At 71.8% G+C, this 19,097-nt stretch carries 14 protein-coding genes and 3 pseudogenes; 9 read left to right on the top strand and 8 right to left on the bottom strand.

Features of this window, described 5'->3' with window-relative positions:
- Positions 1-383: pseudogene (locus tag H7K62_RS20910) on the bottom strand (hypothetical protein); the annotation flags it as partial.
- Between the two features lie 298 nt (positions 384-681).
- Entirely contained in the window at positions 682-2,184 is a 1,503-nt protein-coding gene (locus tag H7K62_RS20905; RefSeq protein WP_370591885.1) for a DNA polymerase IV, read from the bottom strand.
- 145 nt (positions 2,185-2,329) lie between these two features.
- Between H7K62_RS20905 and H7K62_RS23350 the strand changes: the two genes are divergently transcribed.
- Complete coding sequence (locus tag H7K62_RS23350) at positions 2,330-2,953, top strand: LysM peptidoglycan-binding domain-containing protein (RefSeq protein ID WP_370591884.1); 624 nt, start codon at positions 2,330-2,332, stop codon at positions 2,951-2,953.
- Positions 2,954-3,072: 119 nt separating this feature from the next.
- Positions 3,073-3,681: a LysM peptidoglycan-binding domain-containing protein gene (locus tag H7K62_RS23345; RefSeq protein ID WP_186722378.1), complete on the top strand. Its 609-nt coding sequence runs from the start codon at positions 3,073-3,075 to the stop codon at positions 3,679-3,681.
- A 109-nt stretch (positions 3,682-3,790) separates the two neighbouring features.
- Here H7K62_RS23345 and H7K62_RS20890 read toward each other — a convergent pair whose 3' ends face one another.
- Positions 3,791-5,125 carry an aspartate aminotransferase family protein gene (locus tag H7K62_RS20890; RefSeq protein WP_186722395.1) on the bottom strand — a complete coding sequence of 445 codons (1,335 nt, stop codon included), beginning with the start codon at positions 5,123-5,125 and terminating at the stop codon, positions 3,791-3,793.
- A 123-nt stretch (positions 5,126-5,248) separates the two neighbouring features.
- Here H7K62_RS20890 and H7K62_RS20885 point away from each other — a divergent pair, with 123 nt between their 5' ends.
- From H7K62_RS20885 to H7K62_RS24400, 5 genes are all read left to right on the top strand, one after another.
- Complete coding sequence (locus H7K62_RS20885; RefSeq protein ID WP_186722376.1) at positions 5,249-6,319, top strand: phosphotransferase enzyme family protein; 1,071 nt, start codon at positions 5,249-5,251, stop codon at positions 6,317-6,319.
- A 97-nt stretch (positions 6,320-6,416) separates the two neighbouring features.
- On the top strand, positions 6,417-6,569 hold the full coding sequence (locus H7K62_RS20880) for a hypothetical protein (RefSeq protein WP_186722374.1): 153 nt from the start codon (positions 6,417-6,419) through the stop codon (positions 6,567-6,569).
- Positions 6,566-8,041, top strand: coding sequence for a methyl-accepting chemotaxis protein (locus tag H7K62_RS20875; RefSeq protein ID WP_186722372.1), 1,476 nt, complete (start codon positions 6,566-6,568; stop codon positions 8,039-8,041). The genes H7K62_RS20880 and H7K62_RS20875 overlap by 4 nt, the downstream gene beginning before the upstream one ends.
- Before the next feature lie 52 nt (positions 8,042-8,093).
- On the top strand, positions 8,094-9,188 hold the full coding sequence (locus H7K62_RS20870) for a substrate-binding domain-containing protein (RefSeq protein WP_186722370.1): 1,095 nt from the start codon (positions 8,094-8,096) through the stop codon (positions 9,186-9,188).
- 53 nt (positions 9,189-9,241) lie between these two features.
- Positions 9,242-10,048, top strand: coding sequence for a siderophore-interacting protein (locus H7K62_RS24400; RefSeq protein ID WP_186722368.1), 807 nt, complete (start codon positions 9,242-9,244; stop codon positions 10,046-10,048).
- A 160-nt stretch (positions 10,049-10,208) separates the two neighbouring features.
- Here the strand turns inward: H7K62_RS24400 and H7K62_RS23140 are convergent, their stop codons facing one another.
- From H7K62_RS23140 to H7K62_RS20855, 3 genes and pseudogenes are all read right to left on the bottom strand, one after another.
- A complete protein-coding gene (locus H7K62_RS23140) occupies positions 10,209-10,667 on the bottom strand; it encodes an integrase core domain-containing protein (RefSeq protein WP_255480914.1) in 459 nt (152 codons plus the stop codon).
- Between the two features lie 278 nt (positions 10,668-10,945).
- Positions 10,946-10,996: pseudogene (locus tag H7K62_RS24395) on the bottom strand (hypothetical protein); the annotation flags it as partial.
- Positions 10,997-11,164: 168 nt separating this feature from the next.
- The gene (locus H7K62_RS20855; protein ID WP_186722366.1) at positions 11,165-11,482 is read right to left on the bottom strand and encodes a helix-turn-helix domain-containing protein; all 318 of its coding nucleotides are present in this window, start codon (positions 11,480-11,482) and stop codon (positions 11,165-11,167) included.
- A gap of 105 nt (positions 11,483-11,587) precedes the next feature.
- Between H7K62_RS20855 and H7K62_RS24390 the strand changes: the two genes are divergently transcribed.
- Together H7K62_RS24390 and H7K62_RS20845 are read left to right on the top strand one after the other, a co-directional pair.
- A complete protein-coding gene (locus H7K62_RS24390; protein WP_186722393.1) occupies positions 11,588-11,854 on the top strand; it encodes a NucA/NucB deoxyribonuclease domain-containing protein in 267 nt (88 codons plus the stop codon).
- Positions 11,855-11,856: 2 nt separating this feature from the next.
- A complete protein-coding gene (locus tag H7K62_RS20845) occupies positions 11,857-12,453 on the top strand; it encodes an SMI1/KNR4 family protein (protein ID WP_186722364.1) in 597 nt (198 codons plus the stop codon).
- Between the two features lie 514 nt (positions 12,454-12,967).
- On the opposite strand, the pseudogene H7K62_RS20840 reads toward H7K62_RS20845, so the two are convergent.
- Together H7K62_RS20840 and H7K62_RS20835 are read right to left on the bottom strand one after the other, a co-directional pair.
- A pseudogene (locus H7K62_RS20840) lies at positions 12,968-14,247 on the bottom strand (IS256 family transposase).
- Between the two features lie 392 nt (positions 14,248-14,639).
- Positions 14,640-18,491, bottom strand: a complete 3,852-nt coding sequence (locus H7K62_RS20835; protein WP_186722362.1) for a replicative DNA helicase — start codon at positions 18,489-18,491, stop codon at positions 14,640-14,642.
- Between the last annotated feature and the right edge of the window lie 606 nt (positions 18,492-19,097).

The raw sequence follows: 19,097 nt of genomic DNA, 5'->3' as shown, positions 1-19,097 counted from the left end.
ACCGGTGCCGCGGGCGCCGCGGGCGCCGCGGGCGCCGCGGCCCGGGGGGCCGCTGCGGGGGCGTCGGCGGCCGGCCTCGCGGCGCGGGGCGCGGGCGGCTGGGCGCCGCCGCCCCGCGCCGGGCGGTCGGGGGCACCGGGGGCCAGGGACCCCGAGGCCAGGGAGCCGGGGGCCAGGACCCGGGAGCCCTGGGGCGCGGAGGTCGGGCGGGCGGCGGGCCCCTGCCCGCTGCCGCCGCGTCCGCGTCCGCCCCGGCGGCGGCGGGGAGCGCCGCCCTCGCCGGAGCCGTCGCGGGCGACCGCGCCCGACGGGCGAGAGGGGGAGGTGTGGCCGGGGCCGCTGTGGCCAGGGGTGCCGTGGCCGGGTGCGTTGGTGGGAGACACGGTGGAGTTCCTCTCGGGCCGCGGCGCGCGAGGCGCGGCGCAGGCCGGTCCGGCGCGCGGGCGTCCGCCTCGGCGCTGGTGGCTGGCCACCTCCCGCCGGGGCGTCACGCCGGCGCGGCGCGGGAGGTGATCGGGTGGGCGGTCCGGCGCGGGCCCTCGGGCCCGGCGCGTCGGACTCTGCCGCGCACGCACCAGTGTGCCCCATGATCCGACCAGAAGGCGCACGACTCGCCACATGCGCCCCACGTGGAACAGCAGCCCCACGAACGGATGCCTGCCCTGATCCCGTCGAGCTGGGTCACCACACGGGCGGGTCGGCCTCGCTCAGCGCGGGGTCGTCCACGGCGAACGTGCGCACCCGACCGACCGCGGTGCGAGGTCCCTCGAAGCGCACCGTCACCCGACCCACGCCGGAGCCCTGGACCCAGCCGGCTCCGTGCTCGGCGTGCAGGACGTCCTGGCCGGGGCGCCACACCACGGCAGCGGCGCCGCGTCGCGCCGACGCAGGCGGGACCACCCCGTCGTCGTCGGGGGCGTCCTCGGGGGCGTCCGCGGGGGCGCCGTGCTCGTCGGTCTGGTCGGGGCCGTCGGCACCAGCTGACTGCCCGGGCAGGGTCGACGGGGCGAGGAGGTCGGCGAGGAGGTCACCCTGGACCGGGTCGTCCAGCCCGTCGAGCGCGCCGACCAGGCCGGAGACCCCCACGCCCAGGAGGCGCAGGCCACCCGTCGCGTCGATGGCGGCCAGCAGCGGAGCGGCAGCGGCGGCGATCTCCTCCGCCGTGGCCACGCCCGCTCCGCCCGCGGTGGTGGCCGAGCGGGCCAGGGCCGTGAAGTCGTAGCGGCGCGCCTTCACCGTGACGGTCCGCCCCCGGACGCCGGAGGCCAGGAGCCGCTCGGCCACGCGCCCGGCCATCCGGTGCAGCTCCGCCGCGAGCACGGCTCGGTCCACCACGTCGGTGGGGAAGGTCTCCTCCGCGCTCACCGACTTGGCCTCCCGCTCCGGCACCACGGGGCGCGGGTCCACCCCCAGCGCCGCGGCGTGCAGGGCCGTCCCCGCGGCGCGCCCGAGCACGGAGACCAGCTCGCGCTCGTCGGTGGCCGCCAGCTGGCCCACAGTGCTGACGCCGAGGCCCGCCAGGCGGGACTCGGTGGCCGGTCCCACGCCGGGCAGCGCCCGCACGCCCAGCGGCGCCAGCACGGAGCGCTCCGCGCCGGCCGGCACCACGAGCAGGGCGTCGGGCTTGCGCAGGTCGGAGGCCACCTTGGCCATGAGCTTGCTGGTGCCGACGCCCACGGAGGCCGTCAGCCCCACCTCGGTGCGCACCCGCTCCCGGAAGGCGACGACGGCGGCCAGCACGCCCTCGTCGTCAGGCCCGGAGGAGGAGCCGCTGAGGTCCACGTAGGCCTCGTCCAGCGAGAGCGGCTCCAGCAGCCCGGGTGGACCGGCCAGGTCGGCCAGCAGCTCCATCACCCGGGCCGAGGCCGTGCGGTACGCCGCGAAGCGCGGGGCGAGGTAGGCCGCCCAGGGGCAGGCGCGCCGCGCCGCGGCCGTAGGCATCGCCGAGCCGACGCCGAAGGCCCTCGCCTCGTAGGAGGCGGTGGCCACCACCCCGCGCCAGGCGGTGCCGCCCACCACCACGGGCTTGCCGCGCAGCGAGGGCTTGTCGCGCTGCTCCACAGCTGCGTAGAACGCGTCGAGGTCCACGTGCAGGACGGTCCGGCCGGGCGCACGGGCGGCACCGGCGTCGGCGCTGCCCTGCGGGCTGCGCGGATCTGTGTGCTCAGGGCCGTCCGGAGGCACACGACGACGGTAGTCCGCACCGCGTCGTCCACAAGTTCGCCCAAAAGCACCCACGGACGCACACCGCGTCCGTAGGTTGTGGGCGAACGCCCGGTCGAGCAGCAGTGCGACCGGGACCGGAGCACCGTCGACACGGAGGTCACCCGTGAGCCGCAACGCCCGCCACCGCGCCCAGCCCCAGCCGAGCCGCATCACCCGCCGCGCCCTCGGCGTCGCGGCCACCGCCGCCGTCGCCGCCGCCCCCGTCGTCGCCGTGGCGGCCCCGGCGTCAGCCGCGACGGGGGACACCTGGGACCGCCTCGCCCAGTGCGAGAGCACCGGGAACTGGGCCATCAACACCGGGAACAGCTTCTACGGCGGTCTCCAGTTCACCTCCAGCACGTGGACCGGCTTCGGCGGCGGGCAGTACGCCTCCCGCGCCGACCTCGCCAGCCGCGAGCAGCAGATCGCCGTGGCGGAGAAGGTCCTCGCCGCCCAGGGCTGGGGCGCCTGGCCCGCGTGCTCGCCCAAGCTCGGGCTCGGCAGCGCCGACAAGGCCGGCTCGGCCGGGGCCGCTCCGGCCGCGTCCGACGTCGCCGCCCAGCGCGCCCCGCAAGCCTCCCGCTCGGCGGACCGCACCGGCGGCACGTACACGGTGGCCGCGGGCGACACCCTGGCCAAGATCGCCGCCTCTCAGGGCACCACGTGGCAGGCCGTCTACTCGGCCAACGCCTCCGTGATCGGCAGCAACCCGAACCGCATCTTCGCGGGCCAGGTCCTGTCCGTCTGACCTGCACCACCGCCGCTGCGGGGCTCGTCGCCCACCCGGCGACTACTAGCAGTGACGGTAGGGGCTTCCCGGGGCTCTTTTCGACACTCTGGGTCATCTGTGTCAGGGTGGAAGCCCTGATGACCCAGCAGACACACGCCCCGGTCCGAAGCTCCCGCCGTCGCCTGCTCGCCCTCGCAGCAGCAGCCTCCCTGGCAGCAGCACCCCTGGTCGCCCTCTCGGGCACCGCGGCCCAGGCGGCCTCCGCCAGCACGTGGGACCGCCTGGCCGCCTGCGAGTCCACCAGCGACTGGTCGACCAACACGGGCAACGGCTTCTACGGCGGTCTCCAGTTCACCTCCAGCACGTGGACCGGCTTCGGCGGCGGGCAGTACGCCTCACGCGCCGACCTCGCCAGCCGCGAGCAGCAGATCGCCGTGGCCGAGAAGGTCCTCGCCGCCCAGGGATGGGGCGCCTGGCCCGCCTGCTCCGCCAAGCTCGGCCTGAGCAGCGCTGACGCGCAGGGCAGCGCCGCGAGCGAGGTCTCGGCCTCCCGGCAGGCGCCCGCCGCCTCGCGGTCCGCCGACCGCTCCGGCAGCGGTGCGGGCTACACCGTGCAGCCCGGCGACACCCTCTCCAGCATCGCCGCGTCGACCGGCACCAGCTGGCAGTCGCTGCACGCGGCGAACGCCGCCGTCATCGGCGCCGACCCGGACCGGCTCAGCGTCGGTGCGGTCCTGTCCGTCTGACACACCGCCGGACCCACCTCGACACCCACCTCGACACCGGTCCAGCAGGGGCGCCCGGGACACCCGGGCGCCCCTGCTGCGCGTCACGGGAGGCTGACCGGGGTCCGCCTCACCGGCGGCGCCGGCCCACCTCCAGCACGGCGTCCTCGAGCGCCTCCAGGAGCCACGCGCCGTCCTCGTGGGAGAAGACCAGCGGCGGCCGCAGCTTGAGCACGTCCCCACCGGCCCCGCAGACGGAGGTCAGGACGCGCCGCTGCCTCAGCGCCTCGACCACGTCCAGGGCCAGCGCCGTGGACCCGGCGCCGGTGTCCGGGTCGACCACCTCGAGGCCGGTGTAGAGACCCGACCCGCGGACCTCGCCGAGGAGGTCGCTGTGGGCCGCGAGGGTGCGCAGGTCGTCCCGCAGCGCCGCCCCGACCCTCAGAGCGCTGCCCTGCAGGTCCTCGTCCCGGATGACGTCGAGCACGGCCTGCGCGGCCGCCACGGACACGGGGTTGCCGCCGAAGGTGTTGAAGTACGGCAGGTGGTCGGCGAAGGACGCCAGCACCTCGGGGCGCGCGAGCAGGCCCGAGACCGGGATCCCGTTGCCCATCGGCTTGCCCGTGGTGACGAGGTCCGGGACCAGCCCGTGGCCCGCGAAGCCCCAGAAGGCGCGCCCGGTGCGGGCGAACCCGGGCTGGACCTCGTCGGCGATGACCACGCCGCCCCGGGCGCGCACCGCGGCCGCGGCCGGCGCGAGGAACCCGGCGGGGTCGGGGAACACGCCGTCGGAGGAGAAGATCGAGTCGACGAGCAGCGCGGCGACGCCGTGACCGGCCTCCTGCAGCTCGTCGGCAGCCGCCGCGACCTTCGCGGCGAACCAGGCGGCGACGTCGTCGGAGCCCTCGGCCGCGGCGAGGCGCGGGTCGGGCGCGGGCACCGTGCGCACCCAGGGGCCGATCGGCTGCGCGGTGCCGAGCGCCGGCGACAGCTGGGAGACGGTGTCGGTGTTGCCGTGGTAGGCCTCCGAGGAGATGACCACGCCCCGGGCGCCGGTGTGCGCCTGGGCGACCCGGACGGCGAGGTCGTTGGCCTCCGAGCCGGTGCACAGCAGCATCAGCTGGCTGATCTCGTCGGGAGCCGTGGACAGGAGGTCCTCGGCGTAGTCGAGCACCGCCTCGTGCAGGTAGCGGGTGTGGGTGTTGAGCGTGGCCACCTGCTCCTGGACCGCGGCCACCACCCGCGGGTGGCAGTGCCCCACGCTCGCGACGTTGTTGTAGACGTCGAGGTAGCGCTCGCCGTCAGCGTCGAACAGGTGCGACCCGGAGCCGCGCACGAGGTGCACGGGATCGCGGTAGAAGAGGCGGTACGCCGGGCCCAGCAGCTGCGAGCGGCGGCGCGCGAGCGCCAGGGTCCGCTCGTCGACGCCGTCGGCCTCCTCCGGGCGGAAGCTGTTGGTGTCCATGATCGTGGATCGGGTGGTCGGCGGGGTCGTCGGCGGAGCGGTCACGGGCGGAGTCTGGGGGAGCCGCGTTAAGGACCTGTTTCGCCAGCTCCCAGGAGGTCCCGCGGTGGTCACGATCCGGGTGTGACCGCCACCACTCGCGCAGAGCTCGTCGAGCAGCCCAGCACCGACGTCTCCCTGCACGCCTTCGACGCGCTCGGCAAGGGCGCCCCGGCCCCGTACTGGCTGCACCGCGGCGTCTGCGCCGCGTGGGGGCTGGAGCCGATGCGGGTGGAGATGCCGCTCATCACGGTCTCGGAGAACGCCACCTTCCGGCTGGACCTCGACGGGCGCCCCGTGGGCGTGGTCCGCGTGTCCCAGCCCGGGTACGTGGGCGGACCGGCCGCCATCGCCAGCGAGATCGCCTGGCTGGGAGCGCTGCACGCGCTCGACGAGGTGCGACTCATCGACCCGGTGCCGACGGTCCGCGGGGGCTTCACCGCCGTCGTCAAGGACACCCGCGGGCACGGGTGGGCGTGCGTGTCGACGCGGTTCGTGGAGGGGTCCCCGCTGGAGGACCTCGACGACCCCGCCGAGTGCTACCGCACGATCGGCCGGTGGACGGCGCGGTTCCACCAGCACGCGCGGTCCTGGGAGCTGCCGCACGCCTTCGAGCGGTTCACGTGGGACCTGCCGGACCTGGTGGGCCCCACGGCTCGCTGGGGCCCGTGGGAGGCCGCCGTCCAGCGGGCTGAGGACGAGCTGCTGCTCGCGAGGGCGCAGGACCGTGCGCTGGAGCTGCTGGCCGACCTCCCGGCGACCCGTGAGCACCGGGGCCTGATCCACGCCGACCTGCGGCCCTCCAACATCATGGCCGGGGCCGGTGGCGCCCTGACGGTCATCGACTTCGACGACTGCGGCTTCGGGTTCTACCTCTACGACTTCGCGGCGGCCCTGAGCTTCGTCGACCACGAGCCGTACGCGCCGGCCATGGCGCGGGCGTGGGTGGCCGGCTACCGCGAGGTGTCCCCGCTGTCAGAGGTCGACCTCCTGCACGCCTGCGCGCTGGCGATGCTGAGGCGGCTCCAGCTGCTGGGCTGGACCACCGGCCACCGGGCTGACGCGCTGCCCGAGGGGCTCTTCGACGCGCAGCTGCCGGGCTCGCTGCAGTGCGCGCAGCGCTTCCTCGACGACCCGCTCTGGCTGCTGCGCTGACACCAGGGGACCTGCAGCAGGTCGTGCTCTCGGCAACACCGGAGAAAGGATCTTGCTGCATCCCCTCCACCAGGCGCGCGCACCGACCGATCCAGGTGTGGAACCGGCATCCCTGGAGGTCCTCGTGCTGCTCAACAGGCTGCAGCCCCGCCGCACCACCATCAAGGCCAAGCTCTTCGCGCTCGCCGGCACCGGAGCGGCGCTCATCGCGCTGCTGTCCGGCTTCACCGTCGTGACGCTGGATCCGTGAGCGACAGCAGCCAGCGCGCGCTGGAGCTGAGCCGCGCCGGCCAGCGGATGACCGCGCTGGCGGGCCACATCGACCAGGTGCAGGTGATCCTCCGGGACGCGTTGCTGTCCGGTGGTGGTGCCGGAGCCCAGGCCGCCGGCACCGCGTTCGAGAGCACGCAGAAGGCCGCGGCGACCGACTGGCAGGGCGTGGACCCCAGCATCCTCTCGCCCCGGGCCCGCGCTGCCGTCCAGCAGCTGCGCACGGACTACCAGGCCTACCTCGACGGCGCGCAGGAGCAGATGTCGGTGCTCCCCCGGATCGACCCGGGCAGCGAGCTGGGCCGGGCGATGCTCGGCCAGCTGGCGGCGTCCGCCGCGTCCATCACGCTGCAGCAGAAGGTCGTCAGCGACCTGATCGACGCGGACGCCTCCCGGGCCAGGGCAGACGCGGACGCCGTCCGCTCCCGCGCGGTGCTGGCACTGGCCGTCGGCGGGCTGATCGGCCTCGTCGTCCTCGTCGGCGCGAACGCCTGGGTCGGGCGGTCCGTGCTGGTGCCGGTGCGCCGCATGGTCGCGTCCCTGCAGCGCGTGGAGGCTCGTGACCTCACCGCCGAGGTGGACGAGACCGGACGCGACGAGATCGGCGACATGGGACGGGCCCTCGGGGCCGCGCTGCGGTCGCTGCGCAGCACCGTCGGAGCCCTCTCCCAGTCCGCGTCCACGATGGCCGAGGCCTCCCAGGGCATGGACCACGTGGCGGCCGACCTCACCACCGCCTCGGAGGCGTCGGTCACCCAGACCAGCGTGGTCGCCGACTCCGCCCAGCAGGTGTCCTCGGCGGCGTCCACCATCAGCGCCGCGACCGAGCAGATGAGCGCGTCCATCGCGGAGATCTCCGAGCAGGCCGTCTCGGTCTCCCAGGTCGCCTCCGGCGCCGTCGCCGCGGCCGCCGAGACCTCCCAGGCGGTCGCCGACCTCGACACCGCCAGCACGGAGATCGGCGAGATCATCCAGACGATCACCACCATCGCCGCGCAGACCAACCTGCTGGCGCTGAACGCCACCATCGAGGCCGCGCGGGCCGGTGAGGCGGGCCGCGGCTTCGCCGTCGTCGCCAGCGAGGTCAAGGACCTCGCCCAGGGCACCGCTCGCGCCACGGAGGACATCACCGAGAAGATCAGCGCCATCCAGCGGACCACGGCCCTGGCCGTGGAGCGGATCGCCGAGATCCGCTCGGTGATCGGCACCATCCACGAGAAGCAGCTGACCATCTCCTCCGCCGTGGAGGAGCAGTCCGCCACCACCGCGGAGATGGCCCGCAACGTCACGGACATCTCGCAGCAGTCGTCGAGCATCGCTGGCGCGATCGCCGCCGTCGTCCAGACGAGCAGCCAGACCACGGGTGCGGCGGCGACCGCCCGCTCGTCGTCCCGCGAGCTGTCTGACCTGTCCGCCTCGGTGCGCGACCGGCTGGCCCAGTTCCAGTACTGAGCCACCCCTTCCGACCCCGCGACACCCCGACGTCCCCTGGAGCTGACGGACCATGACGCCTTCCCCCGCGCGCACGCGCGCCACCGCCCGCACCACGACCCGCACCACGACCCGCACCACCGCCCGCGTCCTCGCCGCAGCCGCCGGCTGCGCGGCGCTGCTGGCCACCTCCGGCTGCGGCTCCGCGTCGGTGGGGGCCGCCTCGTCCACGCCGGTGGTGGGTCTCATCACCAAGACCGCCGACAGCGGCTACTTCAAGGCGCTGCGAGCCGGCGCCGAGCAGGAGGGCTCAGCGCTCGGCGTGACGGTCCGCTCCTACGCCGGCACCGGTGAGAGCGACACCGCCACCCAGATCGCTGCCATCAAGGAGCTGGAGGCGATGGGCGCGGAGGGCATCCTCATCACGCCGTCCGGCAAGGACGTGCTGCCCGCCATCGCGGAGGCGCGCCAGAAGGGCCTGCTGGTGGTGGCTCTCGACTCCCCGACCGACCCGGCGGACGCCGTGGACACCACGTTCGCGACGGACAACTTCGCCGCCGGCCGCTCGATCGGCCAGTGGGCCGCGAGGAACGTCGACCCGGCCAGGGCGCGCATCGCCATGCTGGACCTCAGCGACGCGCAGGTCCCGGTGGACGTCGCCCGCGACCAGGGGTTCCTGTCGGGCTTCGGGATCGACCTCGCCGACCCGAGCAAGATCGGGGACGAGAAGGACCCGCGCATCTCGGGCCACGCGGTCACCGGCGGTGACGCGGCGGGCGGCAAGGCCGCCATGGAGAAGCTCCTGGCGGCGGACCCGAAGATCAACCTCGTCTACACGATCAACGAGGGGTCGGCGATGGGCGCGCACGAGGCCCTGCAGGCCGCGGGGCGCGCCGACCAGGTGACGGTCGTGTCCATCGACGGCGGCTGCGACGGCGTGAAGGCTGTCGCCGCCGGGCAGATCGGCGCGACGGCGATGCAGTTCCCGCTGCGCATGGCCCGCCTGGGTCTGGACGCCGTCATCGACCACGCGCTGACCGGTGACGTGCCGTCGTCCTCCCCCGGCCTGGCGTTCTTCAACACGGGGTCCCAGCTGGTCACCGACAAGCCGGTGGACGGCCTCTACAGCAAGGGCACCGACTGGGCGGCGAAGAGCTGCTGGGGCTGACCCTCCGGACGAGCGAGTAAGGGTCACCTAACCCTGGCGGCTAGCATGGCCGCGTGCATGGACAGGTGGTCCGCGTCGAGCGGCTGACGCCGGCGCTCGTGCGAGTGGTCCTCGGCGGGCCGGGCCTGGACGGGTTCCGGCCCGCCGAGGGCACCGACGCGTACGTCAACGTGGCGATCCCCCCGGCGGGGGCGCCCTACGGGCCGGTGTTCGACCCGAAGGCGCTGCGCGACGCGGGGCTGGCGCGCGAGCAGCTGCCCGCACGCCGCCGCTACACCGTCCGCTCGTGGGACGACGACGCCCGCGAGCTGGCGGTGGACTTCGTCGTCCACGGCGACTCCGGCGTGGCGGGGCCGTGGGCGGCTGCCGCCCGGCCCGGTGACGTGCTCGTGTTCGAGGGACCGGCGTCGGGCTACCGCCCGGACCCGCTGGCCGCGTGGCACCTCATGCTCGGCGACGAGTCGGCGCTGCCCGCGATCGCCGCCTCCCTGGAGGCCCTCCCGGACGACGCGACGGCGGTGGTCCGCCTGGTCTGCGACGGCCCGGACCACGAGCTCCCGCTGGTGGCGCCGGCTCGCGCCGACGTCCGGTGGCTGCACCGCACCGGCGACGACGAGCGCGACACCGCGCTCCTCCTGGACGCGGCGCGGGCGCTGGACTGGCCCGGCGGCCGGGTGCACGCGTTCGTGCACGGCGAGGCCGAGGAGGTCAAGGCGGTCCGCCGCCACCTGCTCGTGGACCGCGGGCTGGCGCGGTCGGACATGTCCTGCTCGCCGTACTGGCGCCGCACCATGACCGACGAGGCCTGGCGGGCGGTCAAGCGCGACTTCGTCGCGGCGATGGATGCCGACCTCACCTGACGCCTCCGGCCAGACTGCGGAGGGGCCAGGGCACCGCGGACTGAGCGAATGACACGCCCCGCTACGCGACCGAGGTCCATCGCTAGAGCCGCAGCGGGTGTCATTCCGTCAGTTCGATGTGGTGCCCGTCTCACATGCCCTGGTCGACACCTGTCCCGCGTCAAGTAGCTGGCAGGTTCTGGGGTTCGGGAAAGTTGGGCACCAGCGGGTCGGCGACGCCGGTGTGCACCTCGAAGGGCCGGTTCCAGGCGATCGCCTCGTGAGGGCGCACGGTGTTGTACTCGACGCGGTAGTCCTCGGCGTGGGCGAGGAGGTCCAGGACGTGCTCGACCTCCTCCAGGAAGAGCCGCTCGTACTTCAAGGACCCGAAGCCACGCTCTCGTGAGCCGTTCTGCCCGGGGGTGCGGACCGGAGTCCTGACGTGGCGAAGCTCGGGGTGGGTGGCGATGAACGCCTCGAATCGGAAGGACCGGAACGGGCCGCCGTTGTCGGTGACGAGGGTGACCAGCGGCTGCACGTGCCCGTCCTCGTCCCGTGGGGCGAGGTCCACCAGCGGCGCCCCCGCCAAGCGCTCGGCCTCGACCAGGGCGGCCTCGACGGCGGCGATCGCGTCGTGCATGTTCGCCGTCGCGGACGTGTGCCAGCCCAGCTCGTACTTGCTCCAGTAGTCCCGCCAGCCCGCGATCCGCCACGTGCCGCCGGTGGTCGTCTCGGGCCGACGATCAACTCGGAGAAGTCCAGCTGCCAGACCTGGTTCGGGCCGGTGGGCTCCACCGCGAAGGCGGCCTTGCGGCGGGCGGGGAGCTGGCGGCGTTCTCGCTGGTAGTTGGCCTCCAAGATGAGGCCCTCGTCGCGCAGCAGCCGCAGCACGGTGGCCTGGGACACCACGTGCCCTTCATGTCTGCACATCGCCCAGACCTTGCGGTGGCCCCAGGCCGGGTGAGCCAGCGCGTGGCGACGGGCGACCTCGCGGGCCGATTCCCGCGCCGGGCGCGGCCAGGGACCCTTCGCAGGGGCGCTGGACGCGGGCTCGGGCCTGGTGACGGCGCCAGGTTCGCTCGGGCACGCCGATCAAGGAGGCGAACCTCGTGGTCGGCATGCCCGCCTCAACGCGGATCACCTCGAGGTCTTCGAAGGGCCCAGGCGCCCCTCAGCGGACTTCTTCCAGACGCGGATCTCGACGGCGCCCTCGCCCAAGGCGGTGGTCAGGTCGGCGACTTCGGCTTCGAGCTGGGCCTCGCGGGTGGAGGGTCCGTTCTTGCCCGAAGCCAGGCCTGTGCGGCCGGCTTCGAGGAACTGCCGCTTCCAGGTGCCGACGGACTGCTCGGAGACCCTCGCGCGTCTGGCGGCCTCGGCGACGGTGGTCTCTCCGGCGAGGATCGACAGCACGATCCGGGTCTTCTCCTCGGTCGCCAGGGCTGGTGGTCTTGGCATGGTGGTCAGGCTCCTTGCTGGTCAACCCCGTAGGCAACGGGGACTGCCACAAAGCCTGACGCGCGACAAAAGAACTGGTACCGCTCCTATGATGTCTGCAAGACGATACAGTCGGGCAAGAACTGTGACGAGTACCCGTTCGCCAGTGCCAAGGAGGGCGGCGCTGCTGATAGCTCGATATCGCCCGCCAAGCCGATGGCCTCGCTCAAGCAGGTCAACTCCACGCAGAACCACTTGGAAGGATCTCGCCTCAACAGTTTCTACAGTGTCTGCTCCATTGGCGTGACCCGGCAGTACTTGGTCATCCCCATCTACGGCAACCAGACGATCTCCACCACGACTGCCGATACAGCCTTCGTCTGCGGGAAGTGACTATGCCGCCTCCCTATGGGCCGCCCGACGACCCGACCTACGCCGCCTTCATCACCACACTGCAGCAGCATGAACTGCCGTTGTTCGGACACCTCCGATCACCGGCGGACATGCAGACTGGACAGTCAGTCGATCCGCCGCTGCCACCACTGGGAACTGACCTGGAAGCCTGGTGGAGCTGGCACGACGGGATTGACTACAACGTCCCCTATGACAACGACCAGCCGTACACCTTCTTTTTCTGGAGACTCCCGGGCCTGCGCGATGCCGTGGCGCTGCGCGATTGGTGGTGGGAGCAGTCCCGCGCAGGTTCGCCGGATGACCCGACGGCAACATGGCGCCCGGAGTGGCTGCCAGTACTGGTGGACCAAGACTCGATGGTCTTCGCCAATCTGCTGGCCAATCCGGGTGACCGTGATCGGATCATGCGGCTCGACCGGGAAACACCGGCGGATGAGGCGCAGGTGCTTGCGCCTGACTTCCAGACGGTAGTTGCCCGGCTGACGGATCGCTTTGACCGTGGGGTCATCAGCTGGAACTCCCGCAAGCAGGAATGGGTCGACCACGGCCTGGGTGACAGGCGCATCGAAGACGCCTGACTCAGCCCGGTCGGCCATGTGTGCGACAGCTACTGCAGTGGAAATTCGTATACATACCTGATTAAGACCTACGACCGAGGGTCGGAGAAGCTGGCACTGCGCTGCGGCACCAGCAGCTGGGGATCCAACCACATCACGGCGCGATGGAATTCCACCTTTGACTCGGAGATGGCTCTCACGATTTCACGCATAGAGAGGGTCGATGACTATCAGGGTGACGGACGAAGCGCCATCTATGCCCTCTTCGATGTCCGCCGCAACGAGATATTTCGAGTCATCTACAACGGTCGCGTATACAACGGAAATGGTGTCTCCCCTCAGGGGATCATCACCGCTTACGAGCGTTCAGGAACCATCACCACAGCAGTCCCCAACACTGCGAGCACGAACGCCACCCCCGCTACAGAACTGACTGCTCTGTCAACCAGAACATCTGAGGTACATCGATGACTCCGGGTCACGTCCCCTGTAGTGGTGTAGATCGTTCTCACCGTGCGGGGCCAGCTGGTGGGGATCATGCCGTCATGGCGGCCCCGGTGTCGACGCCTGATCCACCGGTCGTGCCGGTGCTGGTGATGGCCGGCAAGGTGGCGACGTTGGTGCCGTTCAGCGCAGCCATCGACGCCTCCGACAGGTAGCGACGCTCGCCAGCGGCCCACTCATCGTGGGCCTCGATCAGCACACACGCCGTCAGCCGCAGCAGGGCTGCGTCGTTGGGGAAGACCCCCACCACGTCGGTGCGCCGCTTGACCTCCTTGTTCAGGCGCTCCAGGGGGTTGGTGGACCAGATCTTCTTCCAGTGCGCCGCGGGGAAGGCGGTGCTGATGATCGGAACGCCAGCACGTCCTCGCGGGCGGCGTCCATGACCGCGGCGACCTTGGGGTGGGTGGTGGTGAAGCTGGCCGCGACGTGGTCCCACTGCGCGGCGACGCCGGCCGCGGTCGGCTGGGCGAACACCGTCCTGTAGGCGGCGGTGACGACCTCACCGTCGGCCTTGGCCACGTGGGCCAGCAAGTTCCTGGCGAAGTGCACCCGACACCGCTGCCAGCTGGCCCCGGACATCGAGCGCGCGATGGCCTTCTTCAGGCCCTCGTGGGCGTCGCTGATGACCAGCTGCACCCCGGACAGCCCGCGGCGCTTCAACCCCGTCAGGAACGCCTTCCAGAACGCTTCGTCCTCGGAGCCGGCGACGTCCACGCCGAGGACCTCACGGTGACCTGCGGCGGTGACGCCGGTGGCGATGACCACCGCTCTGCTGACCACGCGGTGACCCACGCGGGCCTTGCAGTAGGTGGCGTCCAAGAACACGTACGGGTAGGGGTGCTCACCCAGCGGTCGGGTCCGGAAGGCGGCGACCTCCACGTCCAGGTCGGCGCAGATCCGGCTGACCTCGGACTTGCTGATCCCGGATGCGACGCCGAGGGCGGCGAAGAGGTCGTCGACCTTCCTGGTGGACACCCCATGGACGTAGGCCTCGGCCACGACGGCGAACAGCGCCTGGTCGATGCGGCGGCGCCGCTCCAGCAGGCTCGGGTAGAAGGAGCCGGTGCGCAGCTTCGGTAGGCGCAGCTGAAGGTCCCCAGCGGTGGTCGCCAGGGTCTTGGCCCGGGTGCCGTTGCGGTGGGCCAGGCGCTGCTCGGTGCGCTCATAGCGGTCGGCGCCGATGGCTACGGCGGCTTCGGCATCCACGAGCTGTTGGTAAGCGTGCTCAGCGATCCTGCGGATGCGGTCGGACTCGGTCGTGTCGTGCAGCTCGGCGAGCAGGGCGAGCAGGGCAGAGTGGTCATCGGTCACCGCGCTGGTGTCCTTCGGTGAGTTCCCTAGGCAGGTCTCACTGACATCGCGCGGTGACCGCTCAACTTGATCGCTGCGCCGTCGCCGATGTCGACGGCCGCGTTGATCACCAGGAGCGGCTCCGGGATCTACACCACTTCACGGGACAAGACTTCTCATCTCCCACATTGGCCGGCGCCCCGCGCCAACCCAGTGGGTCTGCCTGCCCACCACCACGCCACCGGAATCATCCGCAGTGAGGGTCAGAGCGAAGTAGTCCGCGTCCCCCAGAACCTCATGCATCTGCCGGGCTAGATCACGAAGCGGATCGGCGCTCGTCAACTCTCTCGGTCCATCGTCAGGGCGACTTCTCGTCACACCTTCGCTCGATGCGGCTTCGTCCCTGCCCTCCGTCATCCCGTGGCCATGTCGACGAAGCGCGAGTAGTGGCCCTGGAAGGCCACGACGATCGTGTCCGTGGGACCGTTGCGGTGCTTGGCGACGATGAGGTCGGCCTCCCCCGCACGCGGGCTCTCCTTCTCGTAGGCGTCCTCGCGGTGCAGCAGGATGACCATGTCGGCGTCCTGCTCGATGCTGTTGTGCGAGGCGATGGAGTTGGCGACGAAGTTGTGGAGCCCCATCACCGTCGCGTCGTAGACGTCCACCGGGCCGACCGGCGTGATGGAGACGACCTCGTCCCAGAACACGTCGTTCGTCGCGATGACGTCGAGGTCAGCGGAACCCAGGACCTCCGCCACGCGCGCGAGCCGCTGACGCGTCATCGGGGCGTTCGCCTTGAGCTGGATGCCTTCGCGACGCAGGATCGAGCGGAACCGCTCCGGCTCGACACCAGAGCTCTCCATGGCCTCGCGGATCCTGGGCCAGACCTCGGCGGGCACGGAGTCCCGACGCACTCGTCCGACACGCTCGCCAATGCGCTCCAGCACGGTCTGAGCCTTCACGCCGCGAGCCCCGTGGCACCCGATCTCCGTCAGGAAGTGGCGCTGGGTGTCCACGTCCATGAGGTGCAGCTGGTAGCCATCGCGGTACCCGGCCTTCGTCACGGTCTTGAGACGCGCGTTGATGTTGAAGCGCAGCAGCAGCCGCGCGACGTCCTCGACCAAGCGGCGACTCGTGGAGGCGTAGTAGATGATCGCCTTGCCCTGGCTCTCCTGCCAGTGCACGCAGCCGTCGGTGGACCACAGGTGCCGTAAGAACATCGCCACCTGCGCCTTCGGGAGCCCGAAGACGCCAGCCGGGATGAACTTCTCGTGGCTGCGCTTGTCGAAGATGCCCAGGCCGTCGAGCCACGCTGCTATGGGGTTCCGCTTGCCGTGGGTCAGTCGGTAGGGAGCTGGGAGTCGCAGAGTGGTGACACGAGCCGCCGCGTACTCGTCGCGCACAGCAGTGATGCCGAAGCGGCGCGCAGCGGCCTCAGCGACGGCGGTGAGGTTCGCCTCGTCGATGCTCGCGTACCGGATCGGCTGGCGGGCCACCATCGACCCGTCCCCGATCAAGTGCGCCAGCAGCACCACCTCATCGTCGTCCCACGCCGTGATCTGCAGGGGCGGCGGGACGTGGCGCACCACGCCGAGACGGTCGCCGGCAGCCAGCTCTCCCAGGGGCTTCCAACCGTCGAAGGTCAGGAACGGGTGGTTGGCCGTCGCCGTGACCTCCCGACCCGACGCCAGTCGCAGGCGGAACGCCTCCCTGGTGCCACTGGGGAAGGCGTGCGTCATCGTCCGGGGGACCAGCTGGAGCCGCTCGTTGAGGGCCCAGACCGGGATGTCGCGGTCCTCGTTGGCCACGAGCTCACCGAGGGTCACCTCAGCACCCGTGTCGGCCCTCATGAGGCGTGTGTCAGCAGTCATGCAGCCGGACTCGCGCAGGTCGCTCATGGCCGGCCGCTTGTCGGTGCGCTGCTCAGGACCGCGGTTCAGCTGCGAGATGGCGATGACGGGCACCTCGAGCTCCTTGGCGAGCAGCTTGAGGGCGCGGGAGAACTCCGAGACCTCCTGCTGGCGGCTCTCGACCTTCTTGCCCGAGGTCATGAGCTGCAGGTAGTCAATGACGACCAGCTTGAGGCCGTGCTGCTGCTTGAGGCGGCGGCACTTGGCGCGGATCTCCATCAGCGTCATGTTGGGGCTGTCGTCGATGAACAGCGGCGCCTCGCTGACGGCGCCCATGGTGCGGGCCAGGCGGGTCCAGTCCTCCTCGCGCATGGTGCCCTTGCGCATGTTCTGCAGCGGCACCTTGGCCTCCGCCGACAGCAGGCGCATGGTGATCTCGGTCTTGCCCATCTCCAGGGAGAAGACGACGGCGGGCATGTTGTTCTTGATGGCCGCCGACCGCAGGATGTCCAGCCCGATCGTCGAGTTGTGCGTGGGCACCATCGAGCGCGTCGCGAGGTAGAGGTGCGAGGGGTGGTCGATCTCGATGCACCGCACGGGGACGCTCGTCACCGGACGGACCTCGACGACGTAGCGCTGCCGCAACCTCGCCGTAGAGGGGCGACGACGGAGCTTGTGGACCATGCGCTTGCGCTCGAGCCTGAACACGTCGTCGTCAGTGGTGAAGGTGATGGTGTAGCAGGTGGAACGCTCAGCGCGGCGAGTCGTCACACGGCGGGTGGAGACACCGCAGCGGTAGCCCAGGCCCAGCACCAGCTCCTGAACGTCCTGGGCGAGCCGCTCGTCGGTCACGGAGAACTGCACGCTGCCGGTCGGGGTGACGGTGCCGTCACTGTCGAGGAGGCCCGCGAGGAGATCTCTGCGCTGCTGTTCGCTCGCTCTCAGGTACGCGGCGGGTAGGTGCTTGTCTCCAAGCACCCCGAGCCCCCGCAGGAGGCCCCGGACGGACCCGTGGTCGGCGTGGCAGTCGGCGCACCGGCGCAAGCCGGACGAGGGTCGGCCGCAGTCGGGACACGTCGGCGACGGGACGGCGGGGCTGACCGTCTTGGCGCGGCCGCCACACGACCTCCCACAGGTCCAGACCTGGCTGGTGCGCGGTGTGAAGGTCGCACCGCACACCACACAGGTGCGCTCGTCGAGAGCCGGTTGCACCAGGCACCACGAGTAGCTGATCGTCCCAGGGACGGGCCGCACCTCGTAGCCCTCCCCCTCGACGAAAGCGACGATCTCGGGGTCAGCGGTGGTGAACCTGGCCGCATCGGTGTGACCGTCACCCAGCCACACGCCTAGGGCGTAGGGGGACAGAGGGAGCTGCTGTGGCTCGAGCTGGAGCGCCCCAGCGACGTCCACGCTGTGCTCGGCGCGCCGATCTGCGGTCGAACAGCGCACCGACCGGGCTATCTGCTCGGTGGTCCGCACAGCAGCGGGCAGACCCACGCGCCGTTCGTGGCGGGTCTTGGTGGCCCACTGGTGCTGGGCGTCGGCGACGACGGTGGTCCCGTCGTCGAAGACGACCTCGAAGCACGGGCGGTCGGCCATGACCTCGGTCGCCGCGACGACACGGGTCGGCGTCCCGTCGGCGGCGAGCACCTCGTCACCTACGACGACGTCCCGCATGGTCGTCCAGCCGGTGGGGGTGGGCAGAGGCGTGTCCAGCGCCAGCGCCTTCCCGATGGCCGGCCGGGCGGCGATGACGATCATCTGGCCGCCGTGCAGCCCGTTGGTGAGGGCGTCGAGGTCGGCGAAGCCCGTGGGGACGCCGATCATCCCGTCGCCGCGGTGGCTGGAGGCCTCGATCTCATCGATCGTCGCCTCGATGGTCGACCCCAGCGGCACGTAGTCCTCGGTCTGGCGCTGGTCGGTGACCGCGTAGACCTCCGCCTGGGCGGTGTTGACGAGCGCGTCGACGTCGCCGCCCTCGGCGGCGTAGCCGAGCTGCACGATGCGCGTCCCGGCCTCCACGAGGCGGCGCAGCACGGCGCGCTCGCGCACGATCCTCGCGTAGTAGCCGGCGTTGGCGGCGGTCGGCACCGAGGAGATGAGGGTGTGCAGGTACCCGTTGCCGCCGACGCGCCCGATCTCGCCCTTGCGGGTCAGGGTGGCGGCGACGGTGATGGCGTCCGCCGGCTCGCCGCGACCGTAGAGGTCCATGATCGCGTCGTAGATGAGCTCGTGGGCGGGCCGGTAGAAGTCCGTGCCGCGGATCTGCTCGACGACGTCGGCGATGGCGTCCTTGCTGAGCATCATGCCGCCCAGCACGCTCATCTCGGCGGCGACGTCCTGCGGGGGCGTGCGCCCCAGCTCCTCCGACGGTCCCGAGGAGGACTCGTACGGCTCCAGGTCAGCCAGTGACATCCGTGTCGGCCCTCCTGCCTCTCCCGAGCGGATCTCCGCTCGCCCGTCCTGCACCGCCTGCTCGTCTGGTCCTTCGTGGTGCTGGGCCCATCTAGCCACCCACCACCGACAGTCCGCGGGCCGACGGCGGAACAGGGTGGACGGGAGGGCCGGAGGGCGCTCGCCGCCTGCTGCCGCGGACTCGGTGGCAGGGACGACGGTAGGCGCCCGCGGCGGTCGGCGACGGCGATCAGCGCGGTCCGGCGCACCGACCCTGTGGACAGCCGCGGGCGGCAGGGCTCCCACCAGCGGCGCAGGAGGTGGCAGTTGTCCACAACCTGGGGACAGACCTGTGGACAACTGTGGATAACTCAGTGTCGATCACAGAAGCACGACCTGTGACCTGCATCGTTGTCCATCCACCGGGTGTGGACGGAGAACCGTCCACAGGGTGAACTCCAGGTTTCGGCGTGTCGCTGCACCGGCGTGTCGCAGCCGACGCGCCGGTGGTGACGCAGCGCTGATGGAGCATTCCCCAGCGTCGCTGTGGGTCATGAGAGCACGCCTGGCCACCGTCCACACCCTCCCGTCCACCGCCGAGCCCCCGGCCCGTTGGAGCGGCCCAGC

Source organism: Quadrisphaera sp. RL12-1S (assembly GCF_014270065.1).
GTDB lineage: Bacteria > Actinomycetota > Actinomycetes > Actinomycetales > Quadrisphaeraceae > Quadrisphaera.
Note: the sequence above shows the minus strand (reverse complement) of the source record. Positions and strands in the feature narration are given on the sequence as shown.

What these genes read in the sequence shown, in the direction of transcription:
- H7K62_RS23345 (WP_186722378.1), top strand. Translation starts at nt 3,073, where the DNA reads ATGACCCAGCAGACACACGCCCCGGTCCGAAGCTCCCGCCGTCGCCTG.
- H7K62_RS20890 (WP_186722395.1), bottom strand. Translation starts at nt 5,125, where the DNA reads ATGGACACCAACAGCTTCCGCCCGGAGGAGGCCGACGGCGTCGACGAG.
- H7K62_RS20870 (WP_186722370.1), top strand. Translation starts at nt 8,094, where the DNA reads ATGACGCCTTCCCCCGCGCGCACGCGCGCCACCGCCCGCACCACGACC.
- H7K62_RS23140 (WP_255480914.1), bottom strand. Translation starts at nt 10,667, where the DNA reads ATGCACGACGCGATCGCCGCCGTCGAGGCCGCCCTGGTCGAGGCCGAG.
- H7K62_RS20855 (WP_186722366.1), bottom strand. Translation starts at nt 11,482, where the DNA reads ATGCCAAGACCACCAGCCCTGGCGACCGAGGAGAAGACCCGGATCGTG.
- H7K62_RS20845 (WP_186722364.1), top strand. Translation starts at nt 11,857, where the DNA reads ATGCCGCCTCCCTATGGGCCGCCCGACGACCCGACCTACGCCGCCTTC.
- H7K62_RS20835 (WP_186722362.1), bottom strand. Translation starts at nt 18,491, where the DNA reads ATGTCACTGGCTGACCTGGAGCCGTACGAGTCCTCCTCGGGACCGTCG.